Here is a 25,136-nt window from a genome sequence, read left to right as displayed (position 1 = left end):
CCCGCTGTGGCGAACGAAGAGAAGTACCTCGAATACCTCAAGCGGGCCACGGCGGACCTGCGCGAGACCCGCCGCCGGCTGCGCGAGGTCGAGGAGGCGAGCCGGGAACCCATCGCGATCGTCGGGATGGCCTGCCGCTTCCCCGGCGGGGTGCGCACGCCCGAGCAGCTGTGGCGGATCGTCGCCGACGGCGTCGACGCGGTCGGCGACTTCCCCGCCGACCGCGGCTGGGACCTGGCCGAACTGCACGACCCCACCATGACCCGCCCGGCGACGAGCTACATCCGCACCGGCGGGTTCCTCGACGACGTCGCCGATTTCGACCCCGCGCTGTTCGGCATCTCGCCGCGCGAGGCACTGGCGATGGACCCGCAGCAGCGGCTGCTGCTGGAGACGTCGTGGGAGGCGATGGAACGCGCCGGGATCGACCCGGCGTCGTTGCGCGGCAGCCGGACCGGCGTGTTCGCCGGGATGATGTACCACGACTACCACACCCGCCTCGGCCGCGTTTCCGAAGAACTCGAGAACTTCCTCGGCAACGGCAACTCCGGCGCGGTCGCGGCCGGGCGCGTCTCCTACACGTTCGGGCTGGAAGGCCCGGCGTTGACCGCGGACACCGCGTGCTCGTCTTCGCTGGTCACCCTGCACCTGGCCGTCCAGGCGCTGCGCAACGGCGAATGCTCGCTCGCCCTGGCCGGCGGCGTCGCGATGATGGCCATCCCCGAGCCGTTCATCCAGTTCAGCCGCCAGCGCGCGCTCGCGAAGGACGGCCGCTGCAAGGCGTTCGCCGACGCCGCCGACGGCACCGGCCTCTCCGAAGGCGCCGGGATGCTGCTGGTGGAACGGCTTTCCGACGCCCAGCGCAACGGCCACCCGATCGTCGCCGTCATCCGCGGCACCGCGGTCAACCAGGACGGCGCCAGCAGCGGCCTCACCGCGCCGAACGGCCCGTCGCAGCAGCGCGTGATCCGGCAGGCGCTGGCCAACGCCGGACTGTCCACAGCGGACGTCGACGCCGTCGAAGGGCACGGGACCGGCACCTCGCTCGGCGACCCGATCGAGGCCCAGGCCATCCTGGCGACGTACGGCCGGGACCGCGACCGGCCGCTGTACCTCGGCTCGCTCAAGTCGAACCTCGGCCACACCCAGGCCGCCGCCGGGGTCGGCGGGATCATCAAGATGGCGCTCGCCCTGCGGCACGGCGTGCTGCCCGCGACGCTGCACGTCGACGCTCCGTCGTCCAAAGTGGACTGGTCGGCCGGGTCCGTCGAGCTGCTCACCGAGGCACGGGAGTGGCCGCGCGGCGAGGAGCCGCGCCGGGCCGGGATCTCGTCCTTCGGCATCAGCGGCACCAACGCGCACGTCATCGTGGAAGAGCCGCCCGCCGTCGAACCCGCCGAGCGCGCCGAAGCGACGTTGCCGCACACGCCGTGGGTGCTGTCCGGCAAAACCGCCGATGCCCTGCGCGCCCAGGCCCGGCAGCTGGCCGACCACCTGCGCGAGCACGAGGTCGACCCGCAGGCGGCCGCGGCGACGCTGTACACCGGCCGCGCCCGCCTCGACCACCGCGCGGTGATCCTCGCCCCGCGCGGCGAAGTCCCCCTGGCCGCCCTGGACGCGGTCGACAGCGCCATCACCGGGACCGGCACCGACGGCGCCCTCGCGGTCCTGTTCTCCGGCCAGGGCTCGCAGCGGCCGGGCATGGGCCGCGAGCTGTACGAGACGTTCGACGTCTTCGCGAAGGCGTTCGACGAGACCTGCGCCGCCCTCGACGAACACACGCGCGTGCCCGTCAAGACCGTGGTCTTCGGCGAAGAAACCGAGGCGCTGTACCAAACCGAACACACGCAGCCCGCGTTGTTCGCCGTCGAGGTCGCCCTCTACCGGCTGCTGGAGTCGTTCGGCGTCCGCCCGGACTACCTGGTCGGGCACTCGATCGGCGAGCTGACCGCCGCGCACGTCGCCGGGGTGCTCTCGCTGCCGGACGCGGCCGGGCTCGTCGTCCGCCGTGCCCAGCTCATGCAGACGCTGCCGCCGGGCGCGATGGCCACCCTCGCCGCGACCCCGGACGAGCTGACGCTGGACCCGGCCGCCGTCTCGATCGCCGCCGTCAACAGCCCGGACTCCCTGGTCGTCTCCGGTGACCCGGACGCCGTCGCCGCGCTCGTCGACGAGTGGAAAGCCCAGGGCCGCAAGGCGAAGCCGCTCAGGGTCAGCCACGCGTTCCACTCGCCGCACACCGAGGCGATCCTCGCCGAGTTCCGCGATTACGCGGCCGGGCTGACCTTCCACGAGCCGCGGATCCCGATCGTTTCGAACGTCACCGGTGAGCTCGGCGGCGCGGTCACCGACCCGGACTACTGGACGCGGCACATCCGCGAAGCCGTCCGGTTCGGGCCCGCCGTCGAAACCCTGGCCGCCCAGGGCGTCACCGGCTTCGTCGAGGTGGGCCCGGACACCACCCTGACCACCCTCGTCGGGCATACGCTCGGCGCCGGAAACCACGCGACCGCGGCCCTGCTGCACCCCGGCCAGCCCGAGGAACGCAGTGTCCTCGCCGCGCTCGCCACGCTGTACGCCCGCACGTCGGTCACGCCCGACCTCAGCGCGTGGCTCCCCGCGCGCGAGACGGCCGCGCTGCCGACGTATGCCTTCCAGCACAAGCGCTACTGGCTGGACGCGACCGACACCAGTGGCAACGTCGCGACCGCCGGGCTCGGCACCGCCGGGCACCCCCTGCTCGGCGCGGCCACCGGCCTCGCGGGCGGTGACGGCTTCCTGTTCACCGGACGGCTGTCCACCGCGACGTCGCCCTGGCTCGCCGACCACGTCGTGCTCGGCAACGTCCTGCTCCCGGCGACGGCCTACGTCGACATCGCCCTGCACACCGGCGCCCACGTCGGCGCCGAGCACCTCGCCGAGCTGACCCTCGCCGCACCGCTGGTCATCCCGGCGGACAGCGCGGTGCGGCTGCAGGTCTTCGCCGGTCCCGCCGACGCCGACGGCCGCCGCGAACTGACCGTGCACTCCCGCGACGAGCGCGCGGACGACGACGAGCCGTGGCAGCTCCACGCCACCGGCCTGCTCGCGGCCGCGCCTGCCGCGTCGCCAGAGGTGGTGGGGGAGTGGCCGCCGCGGGACGCCACCCAGGTCGACGTCAGCGACCTCTACGCCGACCTCGCGGCCGCCGGGCTGGACTACGGGCCCGCGTTCAGCACCGTGCGGGCCGCGTGGCGCCGCGGCGACGAGATCTTCACCGAGGTCGCCCTGCCCGAGGACCGCCACGAGGAAGCCACGGCGTTCGGCCTGCACCCGGCGCTGCTCGACGCCGCCCTGCACGGCATCGGCCTGTTCGCCGAGGACGGCGGTGCGCCGGAGCTGCCGTTCGCCTGGCAGGCCGTCGGCCTGCACGCGGCGGGCGCCACCGAGTTGCGGGTCCGCCTGAGGCGCGGCGAAGGGACCGTCGCCGTGACGGCGTTCGACGGCACCGGTGCCCCCGTGCTGGCCGCGGAGTCGCTGCGGACGCGCGCCGCCGAGCGGCCGCAAGCCCGTACGGAACCGGTGTTCCAGGTCGACTGGACCGTCCTCGACCCGGCCGCCGCGCCGCGGCCCGAGCGGATCGGCGTCCTCGGCGCGGACCCGATCGGGCTGCCCGCGGCCGTGCGCTACCTCGACGTCTCCGCCGTGGCGGCCGCCGAGGAACCGCCGCAGATCGTGTTCGCCGCGGTGTGCCCCAACGGATCCGGCGACCTGGCGGCCGATGCCCACGCGGCCGCCGAGCAGGCGCTGACCCTAGTGCGGTCCTGGCTGGCGGACGCCCGCCTCGAAGGCACGACGCTGGTCCTGGTCACGCGCGGCGCGGTCGCCGCCGGCGACGAGGACGTGCCCGGCCTCGCCCACGCCCCGGTGTGGGGCCTGGTGCGGTCGGCGCAGTCGGAGCACCCCGGCCGGTTCGCGCTGCTGGACACCGACGGGCCCGTCGCGGCGGACCCGGTGTTCGCCGCGCTGGCCGCGGGGGAGCCGCAGCTGGCCCTGCGCGGTGACCGGCTGCTGGCCCCGCGCCTGGCGACCACCCAGCTGTCCACTGTGGACGCACCCGCGTTCACGCCCGACAGCCGGGTCCTGATCACCGGCGGGACCGGCGGCCTGGGTTCTGCCGTGGCCCGGCACTTGGCCGCGTCCGGCGTCCGGCACCTGGTCCTGCTGTCCCGGCGCGGCCTCGACGCCCCCGGCGCGCGGGAGCTGCGTGACGAACTGGGTGCGGAGATCGTCGCCGCCGACGTCACCGACCGCGCCGCCCTCGCCGACGTCCTGGGGCGATTCGAGATCACCGGCGTCGTGCACACCGCGGGTGTCCTCGACGACGGGCTCGTCGACGCGCTGACGCCCGAGCAGCTCCACCGCGTCCTGGCCGCGAAGGTCGACGCGGCCACCCACCTGCACGAGCTGACCCGCGACCTCGAGCAGTTCGTGCTGTTCTCCTCGGCGTCCGGGGTGCTGGGCAGTCCCGGCCAGGCCAACTACGCCGCGGCCAACACGTTCCTCGACGCCCTCGCCCAGCACCGGCGGGCGGCGGGACTGCCCGCGCACTCGCTGGCGTGGGGCTCGTGGGAGCACACAGCTTCGGGCATGACGACTGAGCTGACCGACGCCGACCGCGGCCGCCTCGAACGCTCCGGCGTCACCGAGCTGACCGTCGACGAGGGCCTGCGGCTGTTCGACCTCGCCTGCGCCGCCGACCGGGCCCTGCTGGTGCCGATCAAGCTGGACCGTGCCGCCCTGCGCGGAGTGCCGGACCTGCCGCCGCTGTTCGGCGGCCTGGTGCGAGCGCGGCCGCGTCGCGTCGCGCAAGCCGCCGCCCCCAAGGCCGAAGGCGCGTTCACGTCGTTGGAGGCGTTGTCGGCGCTGGTCCGCGGCCAGGTCGCCGCCGTGCTCGGCCACGAGTCGGCCGCCGACGTCGAGGAACACAGCGCGTTCAGCGAGCTCGGCTTCGACTCGCTGACCGCGGTCGAGCTGCGCAACCAGCTCGCCGCCGCGACCGGCCTGCGGCTGCCCGCGACGCTGATCTTCGACTACCCGAACCCGAAGGTGCTGGCCGCGCACCTCGCCGCGGAGCTGTTCGGCGCGGACGCCGCCGTCACGGCCGTTTCGGCGGTGCAGGCGGCCGACGACCCGATCGCCGTCGTCTCGATGGCCTGCCGCTTCCCCGGCGGCGTCAGCTCGCCCGAGGGGCTGTGGGACCTGGTCAGCGCGGGTGCCGACGCCATCGGCGAGTTCCCCGCCGACCGCGGCTGGGACCTCGCCGACCTCTACGACCCGGACCCCGACCGCACCGGCAAGCTCTACACGACCCGCGGCGGCTTCCTCTACGACGCGGGCGACTTCGACGCCGAGTTCTTCGGCATCTCGCCCCGCGAGGCACTGGCGACCGACCCGCAGCAGCGGCTGCTGCTGGAGACGTCGTGGGAGGCCATCGAAGGCGCCGGGATCGACCCGAGGTCGTTGCGCGGCAGCCAGACCGGCGTGTTCGCCGGGGTGATGGGCGCCACCTACGGCACCGGCGTCGGCGACATCCCCGACGAGGTCGAAGGCCACCTGAGCACGGGCGCGGCGGGCAGTGTCGTGTCCGGGCGCGTGTCGTACACGTTCGGTCTCGAAGGCCCGTCGATGAGCATCGACACGGCGTGTTCGTCGTCGCTGGTCGCGCTGCACCTCGCCGCGCAGGCCCTCCGCTCGGGCGAATGCACGCTGGCGCTCGCCGCCGGGGTGCACGTCACGCCGACGCCCGACGCGTTCGTGTTCTTCAGCCGCCAGCGCGCGCTCGCGGCGGACGGCCGCTGCAAGGCCTTCTCCGAGGACGCCGACGGGTTCGGCGCTGCGGAAGGCGTCGGCGTCGTCGTGCTCGAACGGCTTTCCGAGGCACGGCGGCACGGCCACCCGGTGCTCGCGGTCGTCCGCGGCTCGGCGGTCAACCAGGACGGCGCGTCCAACGGGCTCTCCGCGCCCAACGGCCCATCGCAGCAGCGGGTGATCCGCCAAGCCCTGGCCAACGCCGGACTGTCCGCAGCGGACGTCGACGCGGTCGAGGCGCACGGCACCGGCACCCCGCTCGGCGACCCGATCGAGGTCCAAGCCCTGCAGGCGACCTACGGCGCGGACCGCGCGCCGGACCGGCCGCTGTGGCTGGGCTCGCTGAAGTCGAACATCGGCCACGCCCAGGGCGCGGCCGGGATCGGCGGGCTGATCAAGGTGGTGCAGTCGCTGCGCGCGGGCGTCCTGCCGCGCACGCTGCACGCGTCGACACCGTCGTCGAAGATCGAGTGGGACGGCGGCGGCGTCGAGCTGCTGCAGGAGTCCCGCCCGTGGCCGGAAACGGGCGCCCCCCGCCGGGCCGCGGTGTCGTCGTTCGGCATCAGCGGCACCAACGCACACGTCGTCCTCGAGCAGGCCCCGGCGGTCTTGAATGAGTCATTCAGGACCTCCGAAGACCTGAATGAGTCATTCAAGACACCGGGTGCCGTGCCCGTCGTGCTGTCGGGGCGTACTCCGGAAGCCCTGCGGGGCCAGGCCGCCCGACTGCGCGAGCACGTCCTGGCGGAGCCGGACCTCGTCCTGGCGGACCTCGGTTTCTCGCTCGTCTCCGGGCGCACGGCGTTCGCGCACCGCGGTGCCGTCGTCGCCGCCGACCGCGACGAGCTGCTCGCCGGGCTCGCCGAGCTGGCCGCGGGCGAGGACGAGAACGTCGTCGTCGGCACCGGCTCCGGCACGAACCGGGTGCTCATGGTCTTCCCCGGCCAGGGCGCCCAGTGGGTCCACATGGGACTCGACCTCGCCGAGCACGAGCCCGTGTTCGCCGCGCGGCTGCGCGAATGCGACGCGGCCCTCTCGGCGTTCGTCGACTGGTCCCTGTTCGACGTCCTCGCCGACGAAGCCGCGCTCGAGCGGATGGACGTCGTGCAACCCGCGTTGTGGGCCGTGATGGTGTCGCTGGCCGAGCTGTGGCGCTCCTACGGCGTCGTCCCGGCCGGGGTCATCGGCCACTCACAGGGCGAGATCGCCGCGGCCACCGCGTCGGGCGCGCTCAGCCTGGAAGACGGCGCGCGGGTCGTCGCCCTGCGCGCCAAGGCCCTCCTGGCGCTCGAAGGCACCGGCGGGATGGCTTCAGTGCTCATGACGCCGGAGCAGGCCGCTGAAGCAGTCGAGCCGTGGGACGGGAAGCTGACCGTCGCCGTCGTCAACGGCCCGTCGCAGGTCGTCGTCGCCGGGGACAACGCCGCCCTCGACGAGTTCGGCGCGGCCTGCGATCGCGACGGCGTCCGGTTCCGGCGGGTCAACGTCTCCTTCGCGTCGCACCACCCGAGCGTCGAGGCGTGCGAAGCCGAGATCACCGAAGCCCTGCGGCCGGTCAGCCCGGTCGGCACGGACATCCCGTTCTTCTCCTCGACGCGCGGCGATGCGGTCGACACCGCGCTGCTCACCGGCGACTACTGGTTCGAGAACACGCGCAACCCGGTGCGGTTCCACGACACCGTGCTCGCCGCGCTGGCGCAGGGCTTCACGCACCTGGTCGAGGTCAGCCCGCACCCGGTGCTCGGCGGCCCGCTCGCCGACGCCACCGCGGGCCGCCCGGTCCCGGTGCTCGGCACCCTGCACCGCGACGGCGGCCTCCGGCGCTTCCTGACGTCGGTCGCCGAGCTGCACGCCCACCACGGCGCCGTCGACTGGTCGAGCTTCTTCAGCCGCGCCGGCGCGCGGAAGGTCCCGCTGCCGCCGTACGCGTTCCAGCGACGTCGCTACTGGCTGACCCCGCGTCCGGGCCAGGGCCACTCCGCCGGGCTCAACCGCGGCGGCCACCCGATCCTGACCAGCGCCACCGACCTGCCCGAGAGCGGCACGCACCTGTTCACCGGGCAGGTGTCGCTCGGCAGCCACCCGTGGCTGGCCGACCACGCGGTCGGCGGCGACCCCCTGCTGCCCGGCACGGCCCTGCTCGACCTCGCGCTGCACGCGGGGTCGCGCACCGGCCGTCCGCACGTCGCCGAGCTGACCCTGCAGAACCCGCTGATGCTGCCGTCACGCGGTGCCGTCCAGATCCAGGTGACGGTCGGCGCGAACGGCGAGGTCGACATCCACTCCCGCGGCGCCGAAGAGGACAGCCAGGGCCCGTGGATCCGGCACGCCACCGGCCTCCTCGCCGAGACCGCCCCAGCCGGGAACTTCACGCTGGCCGCGTGGCCGCCGCCGGGCGCCGAGGAGGTCGACCTCGACGGCCTCTACGACCAGCTCGCCGCCACCGGCTTCGGCTACGGGCCCACGTTCCGGGGCCTGCGGGCCGCTTGGCGAGACGGCGAAGACGTCTACGCCGAGGTCGTCCTGCCCGAGCCGGTGCGTGAAGGCACCGACGGCTTCGGCGTGCACCCCGCGCTGCTGGACGCGGTGCTGCACGCGATGTCGCTGGGAGAGTTCGTCACGCCGAGCGAGGACCCGAACCTGGTCCGGCTGCCGTTCTCCTGGGCCGGGGTGAGCCTGCACGCCACCGGCGCGACCACGCTGCGCGCCCGGCTTTCGCCCGCGGCGAAGAACATCGTCGCGGTGCGGTTGGCCGACCCGGCCGGGGCACCGGTCGCCGAGATCGAAGCATTGGAGTCCGCCGAGGTCGACGTCCGGCAGCTCGGGGCGTCCGCCGTCGCGGCGAACGACACGCTGTTCGGGCTGGACTGGACGCCGGTCGCGCTGCCCGCCGCGACCGGCGGCGGGGTCGCCGTGCTGGGCACCGACCACCACGGCGTCGCGACCGCGTTCCCCTCTGCGGACGAGGACGCCGACGTCGTGCTCGCCGCCCCGCAGTCGGTCAGCGAGGCGCTGGAGCTGATCCAGGGGTGGCTCGCCGCGGACCGGGACGGCCGATTGGTGCTGATCACCGCGCTGGCCGTGGGCCCGGACGTCACCGACCTGGCCACCGCCGGGATCTGGGGCCTGACCCGGTCCACGATGTCCGAGCACGGCGACCGCTTCGCGCTGGTCGACCTCGACGGCACCGAGGAGTCCCTGACCGCGTTGCCGTCGGCGATCCGGAGCACCGAGCCGGAACTGCTGCTGCGCAAGGGTTCCGCGCTCGCCCCGCGGCTCACCCGGACCCCGGAAGCCGTCGCGGAACCGCGGACGTTCGACCCGGACGGGACCGTCCTCGTCACGGGCGGCACGGGCGTGCTCGGCTCGCTGGTCGCGCGGCACCTGGTCGCGTCCGGGGCCCGGCACCTGCTGCTCACCTCGCGGTCCGGGGCCTCGGCGCCGGGCGCGGAGGAGCTGCGGGCCGAGCTGACGGCGTCGGGTGCGTCGGTCACCGTGGCCGCGTGTGACGCGGCCGACCGCGAAGCCCTGTCCGCGTTGCTCGACGGTATCCCCGGCGACCACCCGCTCACCGCGGTGATCCACACCGCGGGCGTCCTCGACGACGCCGTCGTCACCAACCTGACGCACGAGCAGCTGGACCGCGTCCTGCGGCCCAAGACCGAAGCGGCGTGGAACCTGCACGAGCTGACCAAGGACGCCGACCTCGCCGAGTTCGTCCTGTTCTCCTCCGCCGGCGGCGTCTTCGGCGCGCCCGGTCAGGCGAACTACGCGGCGGCCAACGCGTTCCTCGACGCGCTCGCGCAGTTCCGCGTCGCGCAAGGGCTTCCGGCCTGCTCGCTGGCGTGGGGCCTGTGGTCGGACACGAGCGCGTTGACCGGCGAGCTCAGCGACGCCGACCGGGCCCGCCTCGGCGCCGGGCTGAGCGCCGCCGAAGGGCTCGCGCTGTTCGACACGGCCCGCGCCCACGGCGCGGCACTGCTGGTGCCCGCGAAGCTCGACCTCGCGGGTGTCCGGGCCCGCTCCGCCGAGGTCCCGGCCCTGCTGCGAGGCTTGATCCGGTCGACGACGGCCCTGCGGTCGGCCGCGGCGGCGTCGGCGGCCACGGCGGACGCGCTGCGCCAGCGGCTCACGCCGATGACCGGCGCCGAGCGCGAACAGGCCCTGCGCGACCTGGTGCTCACCGAGGTCGGCCGGGTGCTCGGCTTCGCGGCGGGCACGGCCGTCGACGCGGCCGCGCCGTTCACCGAGCTCGGCTTCGACTCGCTGACCGCGGTCGACCTGCGCAACCGGCTGGGTGCCGCGACCGGCATCCGGCTGCCCGCGACGCTGGTCTTCGACTACCCGACGGCGACCGCGCTGGCCGAGTACCTCGACGGCGAGCTGGCCCCGGCCGAGCCCGCCGCACCGCCGGTGCTGGCCGAGCTGGACCGGCTGGAGGCGTCGCTCGCCGACGTCGGCGACGACGTGCGGCAGCAGGTCCGCGACCGGCTCACCGCCCTGCTCGGCGCGTGGGACGGCGACCGCGGCGACGACGTCGCCGACCGGCTCTCGACGGCCACCGACGACGAAATGTTCGAGTTCATCGGCAAGGAACTGGGGATCTCATGACCGGCACGGAGGACAAGCTCCGGCACTTCCTCAAGCAGGTGACCGCGGAGCTGCACCAGACCCGGCAGCGGCTGGCGAAGGCCGAAGAGGAAGAGCCCATCGCCATCGTCGGCATGGCGTGCCGGTTCCCCGGCGGCGTCGACTCGCCGGAGTCGTTGTGGCGCCTGGTTTCCGAAGGCGTCGACGCGGTGAGCGAGTTCCCCGCCGACCGCGGCTGGGACCTCGAGCGCCTCCTCGACCCGGACGGCCCGGACTCGTCCTACACCCGCCACGGCGGGTTCCTCGACGGGGCGACGGAGTTCGACCCCGCGCTGTTCGGCATCTCGCCCCACGAGGCGCTCGGCATGGACCCGCAGCAGCGGCTCTTGCTGGAGACGTCGTGGGAGGCGTTGGAGCACGGCGGGATCGACCCGCTCTCGCTGCGGCGGGCGAAGGTCGGCGTGTTCGTCGGCCTGATGAACAGCAGCTACGCCAGCGGCGCCACGGAGATCCCGGCGGAGACCGAGGCGCACGCGGCGCTGGGCAACTCGACGAGCATCGCGTCCGGCCGGATTTCCTACACCTTCGGGCTGGAGGGGCCGTCGGTCAGCGTCGACACGGCGTGTTCGTCGTCGCTGGTGACCCTGCACCTCGCGGCCCAGGCCCTGCGCGGCGGCGAGTGCTCGCTGGCGCTGGCGGGCGGGGCGACGGTCGTCGCGCAGCCGGACGCGTTCGTCAGCTTCAGCCAGCAGCGGGCGTTGTCCCCGGACGGCCGCTGCCGCGCGTTCGCCGACGAAGCCGACGGGTTCGGCATGGCCGAGGGCGCCGGAATGCTGGTGCTGGAGAAGCTGTCCGACGCCCAGCGGCTCGGGCACCCGGTCTTGGCCGTCGTCCGCGGCTCGGCGGTGAACTCCGACGGCGCGTCGAACGGCCTCACCGCGCCGAACGGCCCGTCGCAGCAACGCGTGATCCGCGCAGCTTTGTCGGCGGCCGGACTGTCCACTTCGGACGTCGACGCGGTCGAGGCGCACGGCACCGGCACGTCGCTCGGCGACCCGATCGAGGCCCAGGCGCTGATCGCGACCTACGGCAAGGACCGCCCGGCCGACCGCCCGTTGCTGCTCGGCTCGCTGAAGTCGAACATCGGCCACTCGCAGGCCGCGGCGGGCGTCGGCGGCGTCATCAAGATGGTGCAGGCGCTGCGGAACGGCATCGTGCCGAAGACGTTGCACGCGGAGCACCCGTCGTCGCATGTGGACTGGAGCGCGGGGACGGTCGCGCTGGTTCCGGAGAACGTGCCGTGGCCGTCGGTGGACCGCCCGCGGCGCGCGGCCGTGTCGTCGTTCGGGATCAGCGGCACCAACGCGCACGTCATCCTGGAACAGGTCGTCGAGGAGGCACCGGCCGCGTCGCCGGATGGTCCGTTCCCGTTGGTTCTGTCCGGGAAGACGGCGGCCGCGTTGCGTGATCAAGCTGTTGCCCTGCGAGAGTTCCTGACCTCGGACTACTCCCGGGCCGACGTCGCTTACACCTTGGCGACGGCTCGCGCCGCGTTGCCGCACCGCGCGGCGATCACCGGCGACGTCCGTCTCGGCCTCGACGCCCTGGTCGAGGACCAGCCGAGCGACTTCGTGGTCCGGGGAACCGCTCGCGGCCCGGGCAAGGTGGCGTTCGTGTTCCCCGGCCAGGGTTCGCAGTGGCCCGCGATGGCTCGTGAGCTGCTGGCCGACGCACCGGCGTTCGCCTCGGCGGCCGAGGAGTGCGCGAAGGCGTTCGACGCGCACCTCGACTGGTCCGTGCTCGCGGTGCTGCGCGAGGAGCCCGGCGCGCCGGAGCTGAACCGCATCGACGTGATCCAGCCGGTGTTGTTCACCGTGATGGTCTCGCTGGCGGCGTTGTGGCGGGCGAACGGCGTCCAGCCCGCGGCGGTCGTCGGACACTCCCAAGGCGAGGTGGCCGCCGCGTACGTCGCGGGCGGCCTCGACCTCGACGACGCCGCACTGATCGTCGCCGCGCGCAGCCGGGTGTCGGCGCGGCTGTCCGGCCACGGGGCGATGGCGACCGTGGCCTTGAGCCGGGAAAAGCTGGAGCCGCGCCTCGAACCGTGGGGCGAGCGGCTGTCCGTCGCGACGGTGAACAGCGCGTCTTCCTGCGGAGTCTCGGGAGAACCCGAGGCTCTCGCCGAATTCCTCGCGGCCTGCGACGCAGACGGCGTCTGGGCGAAGCGAGTGCCGGGCCTCGACACGGCGGCACATTCCGCGCAGGTCGACGCATTGCGCGAAGACCTGCTGCGTGACTTGGCCGGGATCCGCCCGCGCCGGTCGGCGATCCCGATGTACTCGACGGTCACCGGAGCGGTCCACGACACCGCGGACTTCGACGCGGAGTACTGGTACCGGAACCTGCGCCAGGCCGTGCTGTACGAACCGGCCGTCACGGCGCTGGCCGAAGACCGGCACACGGTGTTCGTCGAGTGCAGCCCGCACCCGGTGATCGCGTTGCCGACCCGGCAGACACTCGAAGCCGCGGGAGCCGAGGCGGCGGTGGTCGCGACGCTGCGCCGCGAGGACGGCGGCCTGCCGCGCTTCCTGGCCGCGCTCGCCGAGGCCCACGTGCACGGCGCCGACGTCGACTGGGCGGGAGTGGTTCCCGGCCGTCTCGTGGACCTCCCGACCTACCGCTTCCAGCGGCAGCGCTACTGGCTGGACACGCTGAAGACGGCGGCTGGTGACGTGTCCGCGGCCGGTCTCACGGGCACGGGCCACCCGCTGCTCGGGGCGGCGGTGTCGCTCCCGGAGTCGGACGCGGTGCGCTACACGGGCCGCGTCTCCCTGGCGACGCACCCGTGGCTCGCCGATCACGCGGCGATGGACGCGGTCCTGCTGCCAGGGACGGCGTTCGTCGAGATGGCGATCGCGGCCGGGACCGAGTGGGGCTGCGGGACCCTCGCCGACCTCACCCTGGCCGCGCCGCTGGTGCTGCCCGCGGACGCGTCGGTTCAGCTGCACCTGGCCCTGGGCGCGGAGACCGACGGCACGCGCGCGGTCGACGTCTACTCGCGTGTCGACGGCGCGGAGTGGACGATGCACGCGACGGGTTCCCTGACAGCGACTTCCGCTCCGGAGCCGTTCTCAGAGTCCTGGCCGCCCGCCGGTGCGTCGCCGGTGGACCTGGAGCACATCTACGCCGAGCTGGCGGCGATCGGCCTCGCGTACGGTCCGGCGTTCCAGGGGCTGCGGGCGGCGTGGCGGCGTGGGGACGAGGTGTTCGCCGAGGTCGGCCTGGACGCCGAACCGGACGGGTTCGCCGTCCACCCGGCGCTGCTGGACGCTTCGCTGCACGGCGCGTTGCTGGGCGGATTGCTCGGTGACGGACGTCCGGGGCTGCCGTTCTCGTTCACGGGCGCGCGGCTGGAGGCATCTTCGGCGACGGCGTTGCGGGTCCGGCTCTCACCCGGCTCGTCCGGGATGCGGCTGTCGGCGACGGATGCGTCGGGCACGCCGGTCTTCTCGGTCGACGCCGTGCGGACGCGGGACCTGCCATCGGCCGACCCGCTGTACCACGTGGACTGGACGCCGGTTCCGCTCGGCGAGCCCACTGCTGTGGTTTCGCTGGGTCCGGACCGGCTCGGCCTGAATCTGCCGGTGATCGACTCCGTTGCCGACGCTCCCGCCATCGTTCTGGCCACTGTGGACGATTCGGGTCCGGATCTCGCCACCGCGGCCAGGAACGCGGCCCGTTCCGCCCTGGAGCTGGTGCAGCGCTGGCTCGCCGAAGCACCTTCCGGGAGCAAGCTGGTGCTGGTCACGCGTGGCGTGGCGGCGTCGACTGCCCGCGGCCTGCTGCGCTCGGCGGCCGCGGAGGAGCCCGGCCGGTTCGCCATCGTCGACGTCGACGCCGACTCCCTGGCCGCCCTTCCCGCGGCAGTGGCCCTCGACGAACCCGAACTGGCCTTGCGCGACGGCACGGCGTTGGCCCCCCGGCTGGCGAAAACCCCACCCGCGGACGGCCTTCGTGCGGTGGACCCGGACGGCACGGTACTGATCACGGGCGGCACGGGAGCGGTCGGTTCGCTGCTGGCGCGGCACCTGGTCACGGCGTACGGCGTCCGGAATTTGCTGTTGGTCAGCCGTCGCGGCCCGGCCGCGCCAGGTGCGGACGAGCTGTCGGCGGACCTGGCGGACCTCGGGGCGACAGTGACGATCGCGGCGTGCGACACGACGAACCGCGACCGCTTGGCGGAGGTGCTCCGGACGATCCCGGCGGCGCACCCGCTGACGGCGGTGGTGCACTCGGCGGTGGTCCTCGACGACGGGCTGGTCACGGGCCTGACACCGGAGCGCCTGGACGGAGTGCTGCGGCCGAAGGTCGACGCGGCGGTGGCGTTGCACGAGCTGACGGCGGACGCGGACTTGGCGGCGTTCGTCTTGTTCTCCTCGGCGGCGGGGGTGTTCGGCAACCCGGGCCAGGGCGCTTATGCGGCGGCGAACGTCTTCCTCGACGCTTTCGCGGCGCACCGACGGTCCCTCGGCCTGCCGGCGCATTCGATGGCGTGGGGGTTGTGGGAGGAGCGCGGCGAGTCGACGGAGTCGGTCACGGGCGGCGGATTGTCGACGAAGGCGGGCTTGGCGTTGTTCGACGCGTCGCTGGCGGGGGAGAGGGAGCTGACGGTGCCGCTGCGCCTGGACGTGGCGGCGGCCCTCCGGGCGGCGGACGGGGTGCCACCCTTGCTGCGCGGACTGGTCCGGATGCCAGCGCGGCGCACGACATCGTCGTCCCAGTTGCGATCCCGCATCGCGACGGCGGACCCGGCGGAGGCGGAGAAGCTGCTGGTGGACATGGTGCGCGGGCACCTGGCCGACGTCCTGGGCCTCCCCGACGCGGCCGAGATCGCGGCGGGGACGCGGTTCTTGGAGCTGGGCGTGGATTCGCTGACGGGGGTGGAGCTGCGCAACCGGATCAACGGGGCGTTGGGGCTGACGCTGCCCGCGACCCTGGTGTTCGAGCAGCCTTCGGTTCTCGAGGTGGCGCAGACGGTGTTGTCATCGTTGAGCGGACCTGCTCCGGTGGCGGCGTCGGGGGTGTTCGGCCCGATGCTGACGGAGGCGTCACGATCGGGCCGGTTCGGCGAGTTCGTGGAACTGCTGGCCCGGGCGGCTCGGTTCCGGCCAACGTTCTCTGTGGGCGACCAGCCAGACGGCATCGATGTGGTGCGGCTGGCGAAGGGGAACGCCGGGGCTGAGTTGATCTGCGTGCCGTCGGTGCTGGCGATGTCCGGGCCGCAGGAGTACGCGCGGTTCGCTTCTTCCTTGCGGGACCTTCGGGACACCTCGGTCCTCACCCTGCCTGGTTATCGGCCTGGTGAATCGTTGCCTGCTTCGGTGCCTGCGCTGGTGGCGGCGCTGGCCGAGGCGTTGTTGCGGCACACGGACGGGTCACCGTTCGCGTTGGCGGCGCACTCTTCGGGTGGGCCGGTGGCTTTCGAACTGGCTCGGCACTTGGAGTCTCTCGGTTCTGGGCCGTCTGGTCTGGTCCTTCTGGACACCTACCTGCAGAGTGCGTCAGTGCTCGCCGACGTCCAGGGCGAGTTGGCGGGGGAGATGTCGGTTCCGTCTGTCGGCGACTCCCAGCTGACGGCCATGGGCGGCTATCTGGAGATCTTCGACGGGTGGCAGCCGTCGTCGTTGAGCGCGCCGACGTTGTTCCTGCGGGCGGGGGAGCCGTTGCCGTCGTGGCAGGGGCGTTCCGGTTGGCAGGCTACGTGGGATGTGCCGGGGACTTTGGTGGAGGACACTCCGGGGGATCACTTCACGATGATGCGCGACCATGCGGCCGTTACGGCTCAACGGGTGCACTCCTGGCTCTCTCGGTAGCGCACGGTAGGCGAAGGCGGGCTTCCCAGGTGGAGGCCCGCCTTTGTCGTTCATCCCAACGGTTTCACCGGATCGTGTGGTGAACGGATGTTCGAAGGTCGGCTAACGTGGCTGGCATGGAAACCAAGCCAGCCCTGACCGATATCCCTTCCATGCCAAGCCATCCCGTCAACCACACTTCTCTTCGGGCTGCGCCCGTGGCCCCGGCGCTCCCCGATCTCGCCGGCCGTCTCCCGATCTCTCCGGTCGACGAAGCCGCGGCGCCCAAAGGCAACCGCGGCTCGCCGTCAACTCTGTCTTATGCGGCCGCCAGCCGGACACTTCCGAACCGCCTGCCGTCGCCCAGCCACCCGGCGAACGGCAAAGCCGCGGCCCCCAAGGGAACCGCGGCCCGCCATCAACTCCGACCTACCAGGAAGCCACCTCATGCCGCGGCATCTGCTCAACCTCACCGGCGTGCGTCAGCCACCGGTGCCCGCTGGGAAGTTCCGTCCGCCGATTGATGTTCAGCTTCCGGTAAACCCGGGTGAGGTGCTGCTCCACAGTGGAAACGGTGATGTAAAGCTTCCGCCCGATCTCCCGATTCGTGTGCCCGAGCGAGGCAAGCGAAGCAACCCGCTGCTCAGCGGCACTGAGCGTCGAAGGGCTCAGCTCCTCGGCAACCTGCTCGGTGACCGCGGGAGCCCCAGCCGGAGTGAGGCTCCGCCACAAGGGATCCGCCCCACACGACTTGGCCAGCTGAACCGCGCGCCGCTGAGCCGTCCGAGCCCGGTTGTAGTCGCCCAGCATCTGGGCGCACTCGCTGAGCCCGGCGAACACATGGGCCAGCTCGTACCGGTCATCGCAGGTCTGCAACTGCTCAGCCGCCTTGCGCAGCATGGGAAGGCGCTCCTTGAACTCACTCACCTCCGCCAGCGCGCGCAGGCACACGGCGTGAGCACGAACTCGCTCCTCACCACACCGGTCAAGCTGGTCGCGCAGAAGCTTGCGCGCCTGGTCGGCGCGGCCGAGACGGGCGTGCGCCTTCGCCGCGCTCAGCCGCCACGGCACCAGCTCCGGGTGGTCGATGTCCCACCGGACGGCCAGCGTCCGGACGGTCGCGAAGTCCTCGAGCGCCGCGTGCAGCCGGTCGGTCGCCAGGTAGTGGTTGCCGCGCGCGGTGAGGTACTGCAGCCAGATCGCCGTCCGGCGCATGCCCGGCGGGATGTCGCGCTTCAGCTCGGCCGCCGCCTCCTCGTAGCGGCCCATCCTGGTCAGCGCGTCCACCAGGTGCGCCAGCGGCAGGCCGATCAGCGTGCCCCAGTTCTGCGCCGGCAGGATCGTCAACGCCTCCCGCGCGCACCGTTCGGCCGCGTTCAGGTCGCCGAGCCGCAGCGCGACGCCGGCCTTCACGTCGGTGATCACCGCGCGCAACGTCGGCGACGCCTGCACGGCCTTCATCCGCAGCAGCTCGTCGCACCAGCGGTCCGCCCGGTGCGGCTCGCCGGCGAGGATCAGCGCCTGCAACGCGGCGGCGACCTCCTCCAGCTGCGGCACCTCGATCAGCCAGCAGCTCTCCAGCACCTGCTCGGCCGCGGCCAGCGCCTCTTCGCGGTACTTCGACGACAGCGCCAGGGAGAGCGCCTGACCCGAGCACGCGCTGTCGTAGCGGTCCGTGGCCCGCCGTTCGCCCGCGACCTCCGGGTACCAGACGCGCACCCACTGGCTGTCCGCGAAGCACTCCGCGGCCGGCTGGGCCAGCACGCTCGCGGCCCGGTCGAGCCGTCCGTGCCAGAGCAGCGAATAGACGTAGTCGGCGGTGTGCTGGGTGCTGAGGTGCCCCTGGTCGAACGACTCGCCGAGCGCGCCCAGCCGCATCGCCGCGGCCGCCGGGTTGGTGCGGTTCTGGATCTGGACCAGCCGCGCGGTGAACGCGGCCGCCTCGCGCGGGGTCATGTTCTCCGGCGAAGGCAGCGTCAAGCACGCCACGGCGACGTCGGTGCGGTCCTCCCGCACGGCTTCCTGCGCGGCGTTCCACAGCACGGGCAGCGCCCACGCCTCCGCGGCGCCCCCGCGCAGCAGGTAGTCCGCGACGACGCCGTCCGGCTTGCCCTGCTGGTGCAGCCGCAGTGCGACCTCGAGGTGCAGCGCCCGTGACTCGTCCTCGGGCAGCTCGCCGCGCACGGCCTTCGCGGCCCGCTCGTGGCGGAACCGGTTGTGCTCGACGAGCCCGCTGTGCTCGAGCGTGTTCAGCGCGGCGGCCACTTTGGACTGGTCGAGCCGCAGGATCTGCGCCAGGTCCTCGTCCCCGCCGTGCCCGTCGAGGACGGCGACGGCCCGGGCCGTCCGGACCAGGTGCGCCGGGCTGCGGTGCAGGCAGCTGAGCACGGCGTGTTCGTAGGCGATGCCCGCGGTCAGCTCACCGCTGCCGGCCGACTCGTAGTCGTCGGCGAGGGCGTGCGTGAGCAGCGGGTTGCCGCCGGTGAGCCGGTGGCAGGCGGCGGCCAGCCGGCCGGCCGCCTCGGTGCCCAGCCGCTCGGCGAGCACCTTCGCGACCCCGCCGACGGACAGCGGCGGAACGGTCAGGTGCCGAGCGTGCGGCTGCCGGATGATCTCCGAGTGCAGCCGCGACCGCGCCGGCCGCGCGCTCGCGCTCTCCGTCAGGATCATCAGGATCCGCGAGACACCGATCCGGTGCTGGATGTAGAGCAGCGTCCGCAGCGACGCGCGGTCGGCGAACTGCATGTCGTCGACCATGATGACGAGCGGACGTTCCTTCGACAGCTCCAGCAGCGCCACGCAGATGCCGTGCGCGACCCGCGCGTCGAAGCGCAGGCCGCTGTCCGCGTCCGCGGCCGACCCCATGATCCGGTGCGCCTGCGTCACCGTCTCGGGCGGGAGCAGGGGGTTGCCGAAGAGCTGGTCCAGCATCCCCAGGTGGACGTCTTCTTCCGCGAAGGAGCCGCAGGCGCTCAGCACGAGCGCCCCGGAGTCGCCGGCCCGCTCGGCGAACCGGCGGAGGAGGCTGGTCTTCCCGCTGGCCACGCCACCGGTCAGGAGGGCGACGACCCCGTTGCCGCCGCGGCTTTCGTCGAGGAAGCTCGATCAGACTGTCTAGTACCTTTTCCCGTTCCACCAAAGCCATGTGCCAATCACCCCAGTGATGTTCCCGCCGAAGGTGTGTGACCACCCCAGTGACAACCTTCGGCGTAGCTTGCTATCCCCAGTTACTTCCTGTGACGAACAGCCGGTAACTGTCAACCGGCTGCTCTTCGACAAAAACAAACGTAGCCGGATGGGCACGGGTTGACCAGCGCAGGTGGAGGCGGGTGCGAGTCCATCCCACCGCCCGCCGGGACGGCATTCACCAGCCTGAAAAGCCTTCGTTTTTCCCGTCGGCCGACGAGCGCGCCCGTGGCTTCAATCACCCATACGAGTGAAAAACCGCTTCCGGAGCGTCAGTTGACCCCGGTTTTTGACGGTTGGTGGCAGGCCCGTCACGGAGGGATGCAGAACGCACGAGCGGGGCAGGCGGAACGAATGGGGTAAATCGGACGTCGAGTCGGAATCGATCGAGGGTCTAACTCGTTCGGCCTAAACTACGGCGCTCCGTGGTCGAAGGGGCGGTCGAACGCTACTCACCGTGGTCGCGTCCGAGGGGTGAGAGCGGGCGCAGACCACCGTCCGCCCGCGTTTTTGGAGATGATCTCCAGGTCGGGGCCGGGAAGCGGCATTACCGTACGGGGCAGAATTCTGACAAGGAGTCATATACCGTCACCCGTTCGGACTACAACTGACGCTCCACCCGGTCGTCGGCGGGGTGTCCGGGGTCTCCACCCGAGGTGGACGGGATCGGTGTGACCCGGATCCCCGGCCGGTGCCCCGGAGTAGGGGGCGAGTAGGGGTTCCGGTCCCCACGGCTACCCCTGAAGCGGGCAAACCGGACATGCGAATTCGGCGGGCAGCCGGAGATCTCCACCCTCTTGAGGACCCGACCGCCGCCCGGGAGCCGTTTTGGCGGGGCTGGACGACGCGGTAATGGGCCGCGGCGGAAAGCCGCCGGAATTCCGCGGGGCCCGGTGAGCGGGAAGACGCGCCCGGGCAAACGGAAACCTCACAAGAGGCGGATGTCCGCGCCGAGAACGGGTCTTGCCAGGTCATTCGCGAGAAGAACGATTTCGGTCACGTGATCCGCGCGGCTTTCGCAGCGCGACGCCGCGTGCGGGGGCAGCGTGCGATGGCGAGGTGGCGTGCGACGGCGCGGGGTGCGAGGTGGTGTGCGACTGGCGGCGTGCGAGCGGCGTGCGACGGCAGCCTCGGCGGCCGAGATCGCGGCGCGAACACCGTCGCCAATGACTCATTCTGGACCGCGGATGTCCCCAATGAGTCATTCGCGACGCTCGGCGAGCTGGGCTGCCAAGCCGAGCACGGGCGCGAGGTGGCGTGCGACGGCGCGGGGCGTGAGGTGGCGTGCGGGCGGCGTGCCACGCCGCGGGGCGCAGGCCAGCGAACGACGGCGCGGACGCGGGACGGCGCGGAAGGCGGTGCGACGGCGCGGGGCGCCGTCGCCAAGGCGGCGGGGAAGGCGGAACTACCGGCTGCCGTCGACGCTGGGAGGAAAGGACCCTTCAACGCACCAGACGCGACGAACGTCCCCTTCAGCGCACCAGATGCGATGAAAGTCCCCTTCAGCGCGCTCGGGCCACGCCACTTCGCCGAGCCCCCAACAGCGCAAAACCCCGGGCACGAGAAAGGCCACCCCGGCAACAGCCGAGGTGGCCTCCCACGCGAACAAACCCTACAAGCTGGTCACCGAAGCAACCTCACCCGCGGCCCCGGTCGTGTCGAACAACCGCTCAGCCGCCCCCAGCACCTCAGCCGTGTACTCGCGGTGCGGCTGCAGCAGCACCACCAGATCAGCCGAAGCCATCGCCTCCGCCAGATCCGGCACGCACTGCAGCCCGGCGAACACGTCCACATAAGGATCGTGGAACGACACCGAAGCCCCGCGCTCGAGGAACTGGTGGACGATCGGCTCGGCCGGTGTCTCGCGCGTGTCCGCCACGTCCGGCTTGTACGTCACGCCGAGCACCAGCACGTTCGCGCCGTCCACCGCTATCGAACGGTCCTCCAGGTGCTTGCACACCCGGTCGGCCACCCACAGCGGCATTCCCTTGTTCACGTTGTGGGCCGTCTCGGCCATCTTGAACCTCAGGCCCAGCGTGGTCGCGTGGTGGACCAAATACAACGGGTCCGCCGGGATGCAGTGGCCGCCCACTCCCGGGCCCGGCCAGAACACCTTGAACCCGTACGGCTTCGTCGCCGCCGCCTTGATCGTGTCCCACACGTCCAGCTCCATGCTGTGGCACAGCTGGGCGAACTCGTTCACCAACGCGATGTTCACCTGGCGGAACGTGTTCTCCAGGATCTTCGCCGCCTCCGCCTCGCGCATGCCCTTCGTCAGGTGCACCAGCGTCACGCCACGATAGAACTCCGCCGCCCGGTCGCGGGACTGGTCCGTCAGCCCGCCCACCAGGCGCGGGGTGTTGCTCAGGTCGAAGTTCGCGTTGCCCGGGTCGATCCGCTCCGGCGAATACGCCAGGTCGAAGTCGACGCCCGCCAGCAGGCCCGACTCCTCCAGGATCGGCAGCAGCAGCCCGTCCGTCGTGCCCGGGTACGTCGTCGACTCCACGATCACCAGCTGGCCCGGCTTCAAGTGGTCCCGGACCGTCGCGATCGCCGACTCCAGCGGCACCAGGTCCGGCTGGTCGTCCTCGCGCACCGGGGTCGGGGCGCACACCACCACCACGTCCGCCTCCGCGAGCACCGACGGGTCGGTCGTCGCGGTCAGGTTCCCCGAAACCGACGCCAGGTCGGAGTCCAGCACAGTGTCCACAGGGGACCGCAGCGCGTTGACGGCTTCGACGCGCTCCGTGCTGATGTCGAAACCCGTCACCTGGCGGCCGAGGCGCGCCTGCGCGACAGCCAAGGGCAGACCGGTGTACCCGATCCCCAGAATTACTATGTGCCGATCGGTGTCAGCCATGGCGATTTCCTCGAATTCTTCCGGTTGGCGGACGGCGGTCACCAGGACATCCGGTACGGGACGAACGATTCGCCGTATTCCCAGCAGTGCGACCCGCCGGTGGCGGCGTCGATGGTGCGGACGTGCTTCAGCGACCGGGGCTGGTTCCCCGGCCGCATCTGGGTGCCGTAGGCACGCAGCGCTTCTTCCTTGTCGGCCCAGTGCGCCGACGTGTCGACGTGGACCCACCACGGCTCCGAATCGGCCGACCAGCGGTCCTCGACGCCGCGGTACCCCAGCACCATCTTCGGCGTCGGCTTCAGGCCGGGGCCCTGGACGCGGGCGGCCGCGAACGCCGCGCGGAACACCGCCTGGTGGTCCTGGTGGTAGCCGCCGGCCGCGGGGATGACCAGCGCCGCCGGGCGCACCGCCGACAGCGAGCACTCCTCGTGCTTCTCGATGAGGTTGACCAGGTCACGCTGCTTGGTCGTGATGTCGAGCTCGCCGGTCTCGTCGACCCACGCGATCGTCCGCGTCGTGACGCCCAGCGCCTTGCAGGCCGTCTCGAACTCGGCCAGCCGCGTGTTCGGGTCGCTGTGCGAGCCCCACATCTTCGCGGCCCGCACCGTCACGCACAGCACGTGCACGCCGATGCCGGCGGCGGCGAGCCGGGCGATCGTGCCGCCGGGGCCGATCGTCTCGTCGTCCGGGTGCGGGGCGACGACGAGGACCTGGTCGCCCGTCGAAAGCCCGAAGGGGTGTCGTGCACTTTCGTTGGTCTGCATCGCGGACTCTTTCGTCTTACGGCCGCGTGCTCCCACGAGAATGAACAGGGGAAAGGTGACGGCCGATTTCCGGAAATCCCGGGATCCGTTTGCCTGAAGGCTAGTAAGACGACGAAGAGCGGACAACCCCTGCCGGGTTTCGGCGACCCCTACCGCGCCCCAGGATCGATGCCCCGGGGAATAGGGGTGCGGAAATCAGTCCGCGAGTCCGTGCTGGTAGACGTACCGGACAGCCTCGCTGCGGTTGCGCACGCCGATTTTCATGAACACATTGTTGGCGTGCGTTTTCACGGTCGCTTCGCCGATCAGCATCGCGGCCGCGATCTCGGCGTTGCTCAAGCCGCGTGCGATCAGGGAGAGCACTTCGGACTCGCGAGTCGTCAACCCGGGAATGACGGCGCGCGCCGGTGGAGGCGCGGCGGCGGGTTCGCCGGTGTGGTTGAACGCCGCCACCAGCCGCTGCGAAACGGCGGCGTCGAAGGTGATCTGGCCGGCCGCGGCGGCGCGCAACGCCGCCGCGATCTGCTCGCGGCCCGCGTCCTTGGTCACGTAGCCCTTGGCGCCGGCGTGCAGTGCGGCGGCGATCGACTCGTCGTCGACGTAGGTGGTGAGCACCAGCACCGCGACGCCGGGGTGCTCGGCGGCGATGCGCCGGGTGGTCTCGATGCCGTCGAGCACCGGCATGCGCAGGTCCATCAGGACGGCGTCGGGCGGGTCCTGCGCGATCACGCGCAGCGCCTCTTCGCCGTTGCCGACGTTGCCGATGACCTCGATGCCGTCCATCAGGTCGAGCAGCGCGACGAGGCCTTCGCGCATGATCTGCTGGTCGTCCGCCACGATCACGCGGATCGCCGGTCCGGTCATTCCGGGACCTCGGCCGTGACGAGCCAGCCGCCGCGGGCCGGGTCGGCGGGCCGCGCGACGAGCGAACCGCTGACCAGCGCCAGCCGTTCGCCCATGCCGACCAGGCCGTAGCCGGAGGGCTGCGGATCGGGCTCCGGGTCCGGCGGCGCGGGCACCGGCTCGTTGTGCACCCGCAGCGTCACCTTCTCCGCCGCGTAGTCGAGCAGGACGCTGACGGGCGCGCCGGGCGCGTGCTTCGCCGCGTTCGTCAGCGCTTCGCGGCCCGCGCGCAGCAAGGAAATCGCGGTCTCCGGACGCACGGACCGCGGGGCACCGGTGGTCTCGAAGGCGACCGGGACGCCGTGGTCGTGCTCGTGCTCGGCGGCCATCTCCGCCAGCGACGCCGGCAGCGGCGGGGTGTTGCGGCGCAACGCGGCGACCGCCCGCCGGGCTTCGTTCAGGCCTTCGTTCGCGAGCCGCCGGGACCGGCGCAGCCGCTCCAGCGCGGCTTCGCGGTCGCCCTTGACGCTCAGCAGTCCTTCGGCGAGATCCAGCTGCACACTCAGGGCGCCGAGCGAATGTGCCAGCACGTCGTGGATCTCCCTCGCGATGCGGGCGCGCTCCTGCAGCGCCGCGGCTTTGGCGTGTTCGTCGTGCATCAGGCGCGTCTGCTCCAGCAGCAGTTCCGCCTGGTGCGCCTGGACCTGGTACTGCCGCCGGTTCAACCCGAACAGCGTCGAAATCAGCATCACGATCGCGTAGCCGAGCATCGTCGCCCAGCCCTGGTGGGTCAGCGCGCAGCTGGCCACCTCGACGGCGATTTCGAAGCCGGCGAACGCGACGATGAGGTTGGCGCTGATCCCGGCCAGCGCCGCGAAGACGCCGAGCGGGACGCCGGCCATCAGGATCGCCGTGCCGTCCGTGCTGAGCCCGACCACGGGCACCGGCAGGAGCGAGCACAGCGCGAGCGCGGCGGTCGAGACCCGCGGCCAGGTCCGGTCGGACAGCGCGAAGAGCAGCCAGCAGAGGAAGCTCGCGCCGCAGACCGTCCACACCAGCGGGGACGCCTGCGCCGTCAGCAATGCGCCCAGCAGGAGCAGCGTGCTGACGACCTGGACGACGAGCCACCCCGGCGCGACCCGTTCGGCCAGCCCCAGTTCGGTGCTCTCGTCGCCGGACCCCCGCACGGCC

The 25,136-nt window shown here is 72.4% G+C and carries 6 protein-coding genes and 2 pseudogenes; 2 read left to right on the top strand and 6 right to left on the bottom strand.

Annotated elements, in window-relative coordinates; all coding sequences use genetic code 11:
- Nucleotides 1-6 precede the first annotated feature (6 nt).
- Both QP939_RS05260 and QP939_RS05255 read left to right on the top strand, forming a co-directional pair.
- Nucleotides 7-10,461, top strand: coding sequence for a type I polyketide synthase (locus QP939_RS05260; RefSeq protein WP_285455404.1), 10,455 nt, complete (start codon nucleotides 7-9; stop codon nucleotides 10,459-10,461).
- A gap of 8 nt (nucleotides 10,462-10,469) precedes the next feature.
- Nucleotides 10,470-16,313, top strand: a pseudogene (locus tag QP939_RS05255) (SDR family NAD(P)-dependent oxidoreductase); the annotation flags it as partial.
- A 408-nt stretch (nucleotides 16,314-16,721) separates the two neighbouring features.
- On the opposite strand, the gene QP939_RS05250 reads toward QP939_RS05255, so the two are convergent.
- From QP939_RS05250 to QP939_RS05225, 6 genes and pseudogenes are all read right to left on the bottom strand, one after another.
- Nucleotides 16,722-17,102 (bottom strand): helix-turn-helix domain-containing protein, encoded by a 381-nt coding sequence (locus QP939_RS05250; protein WP_285459660.1) that lies wholly within the window; start codon nucleotides 17,100-17,102, stop codon nucleotides 16,722-16,724.
- Between the two features lie 1,884 nt (nucleotides 17,103-18,986).
- A pseudogene (locus QP939_RS05245) lies at nucleotides 18,987-19,379 on the bottom strand (AAA family ATPase); the annotation flags it as partial.
- A 1,711-nt stretch (nucleotides 19,380-21,090) separates the two neighbouring features.
- Nucleotides 21,091-22,338 carry a nucleotide sugar dehydrogenase gene (locus QP939_RS05240; RefSeq protein ID WP_285459658.1) on the bottom strand — a complete coding sequence of 416 codons (1,248 nt, stop codon included), beginning with the start codon at nucleotides 22,336-22,338 and terminating at the stop codon, nucleotides 21,091-21,093.
- Nucleotides 22,339-22,376: 38 nt separating this feature from the next.
- On the bottom strand, nucleotides 22,377-23,102 hold the full coding sequence (locus QP939_RS05235) for a PIG-L deacetylase family protein (RefSeq protein ID WP_285455401.1): 726 nt from the start codon (nucleotides 23,100-23,102) through the stop codon (nucleotides 22,377-22,379).
- A gap of 195 nt (nucleotides 23,103-23,297) precedes the next feature.
- On the bottom strand, nucleotides 23,298-23,966 hold the full coding sequence (locus tag QP939_RS05230; RefSeq protein WP_285455400.1) for a response regulator transcription factor: 669 nt from the start codon (nucleotides 23,964-23,966) through the stop codon (nucleotides 23,298-23,300).
- Nucleotides 23,963-25,132 carry a sensor histidine kinase gene (locus tag QP939_RS05225; RefSeq protein WP_285455399.1) on the bottom strand — a complete coding sequence of 390 codons (1,170 nt, stop codon included), beginning with the start codon at nucleotides 25,130-25,132 and terminating at the stop codon, nucleotides 23,963-23,965. The genes QP939_RS05230 and QP939_RS05225 overlap by 4 nt, the downstream gene beginning before the upstream one ends.
- Nucleotides 25,133-25,136 lie beyond the last annotated feature (4 nt).

It is taken from the genome of Amycolatopsis nalaikhensis (assembly GCF_030264295.1).
Taxonomy (GTDB): Bacteria; Actinomycetota; Actinomycetes; order Mycobacteriales; family Pseudonocardiaceae; genus Amycolatopsis; species Amycolatopsis nalaikhensis.
This window is presented reverse-complemented; position numbering and strand designations above follow the sequence as displayed.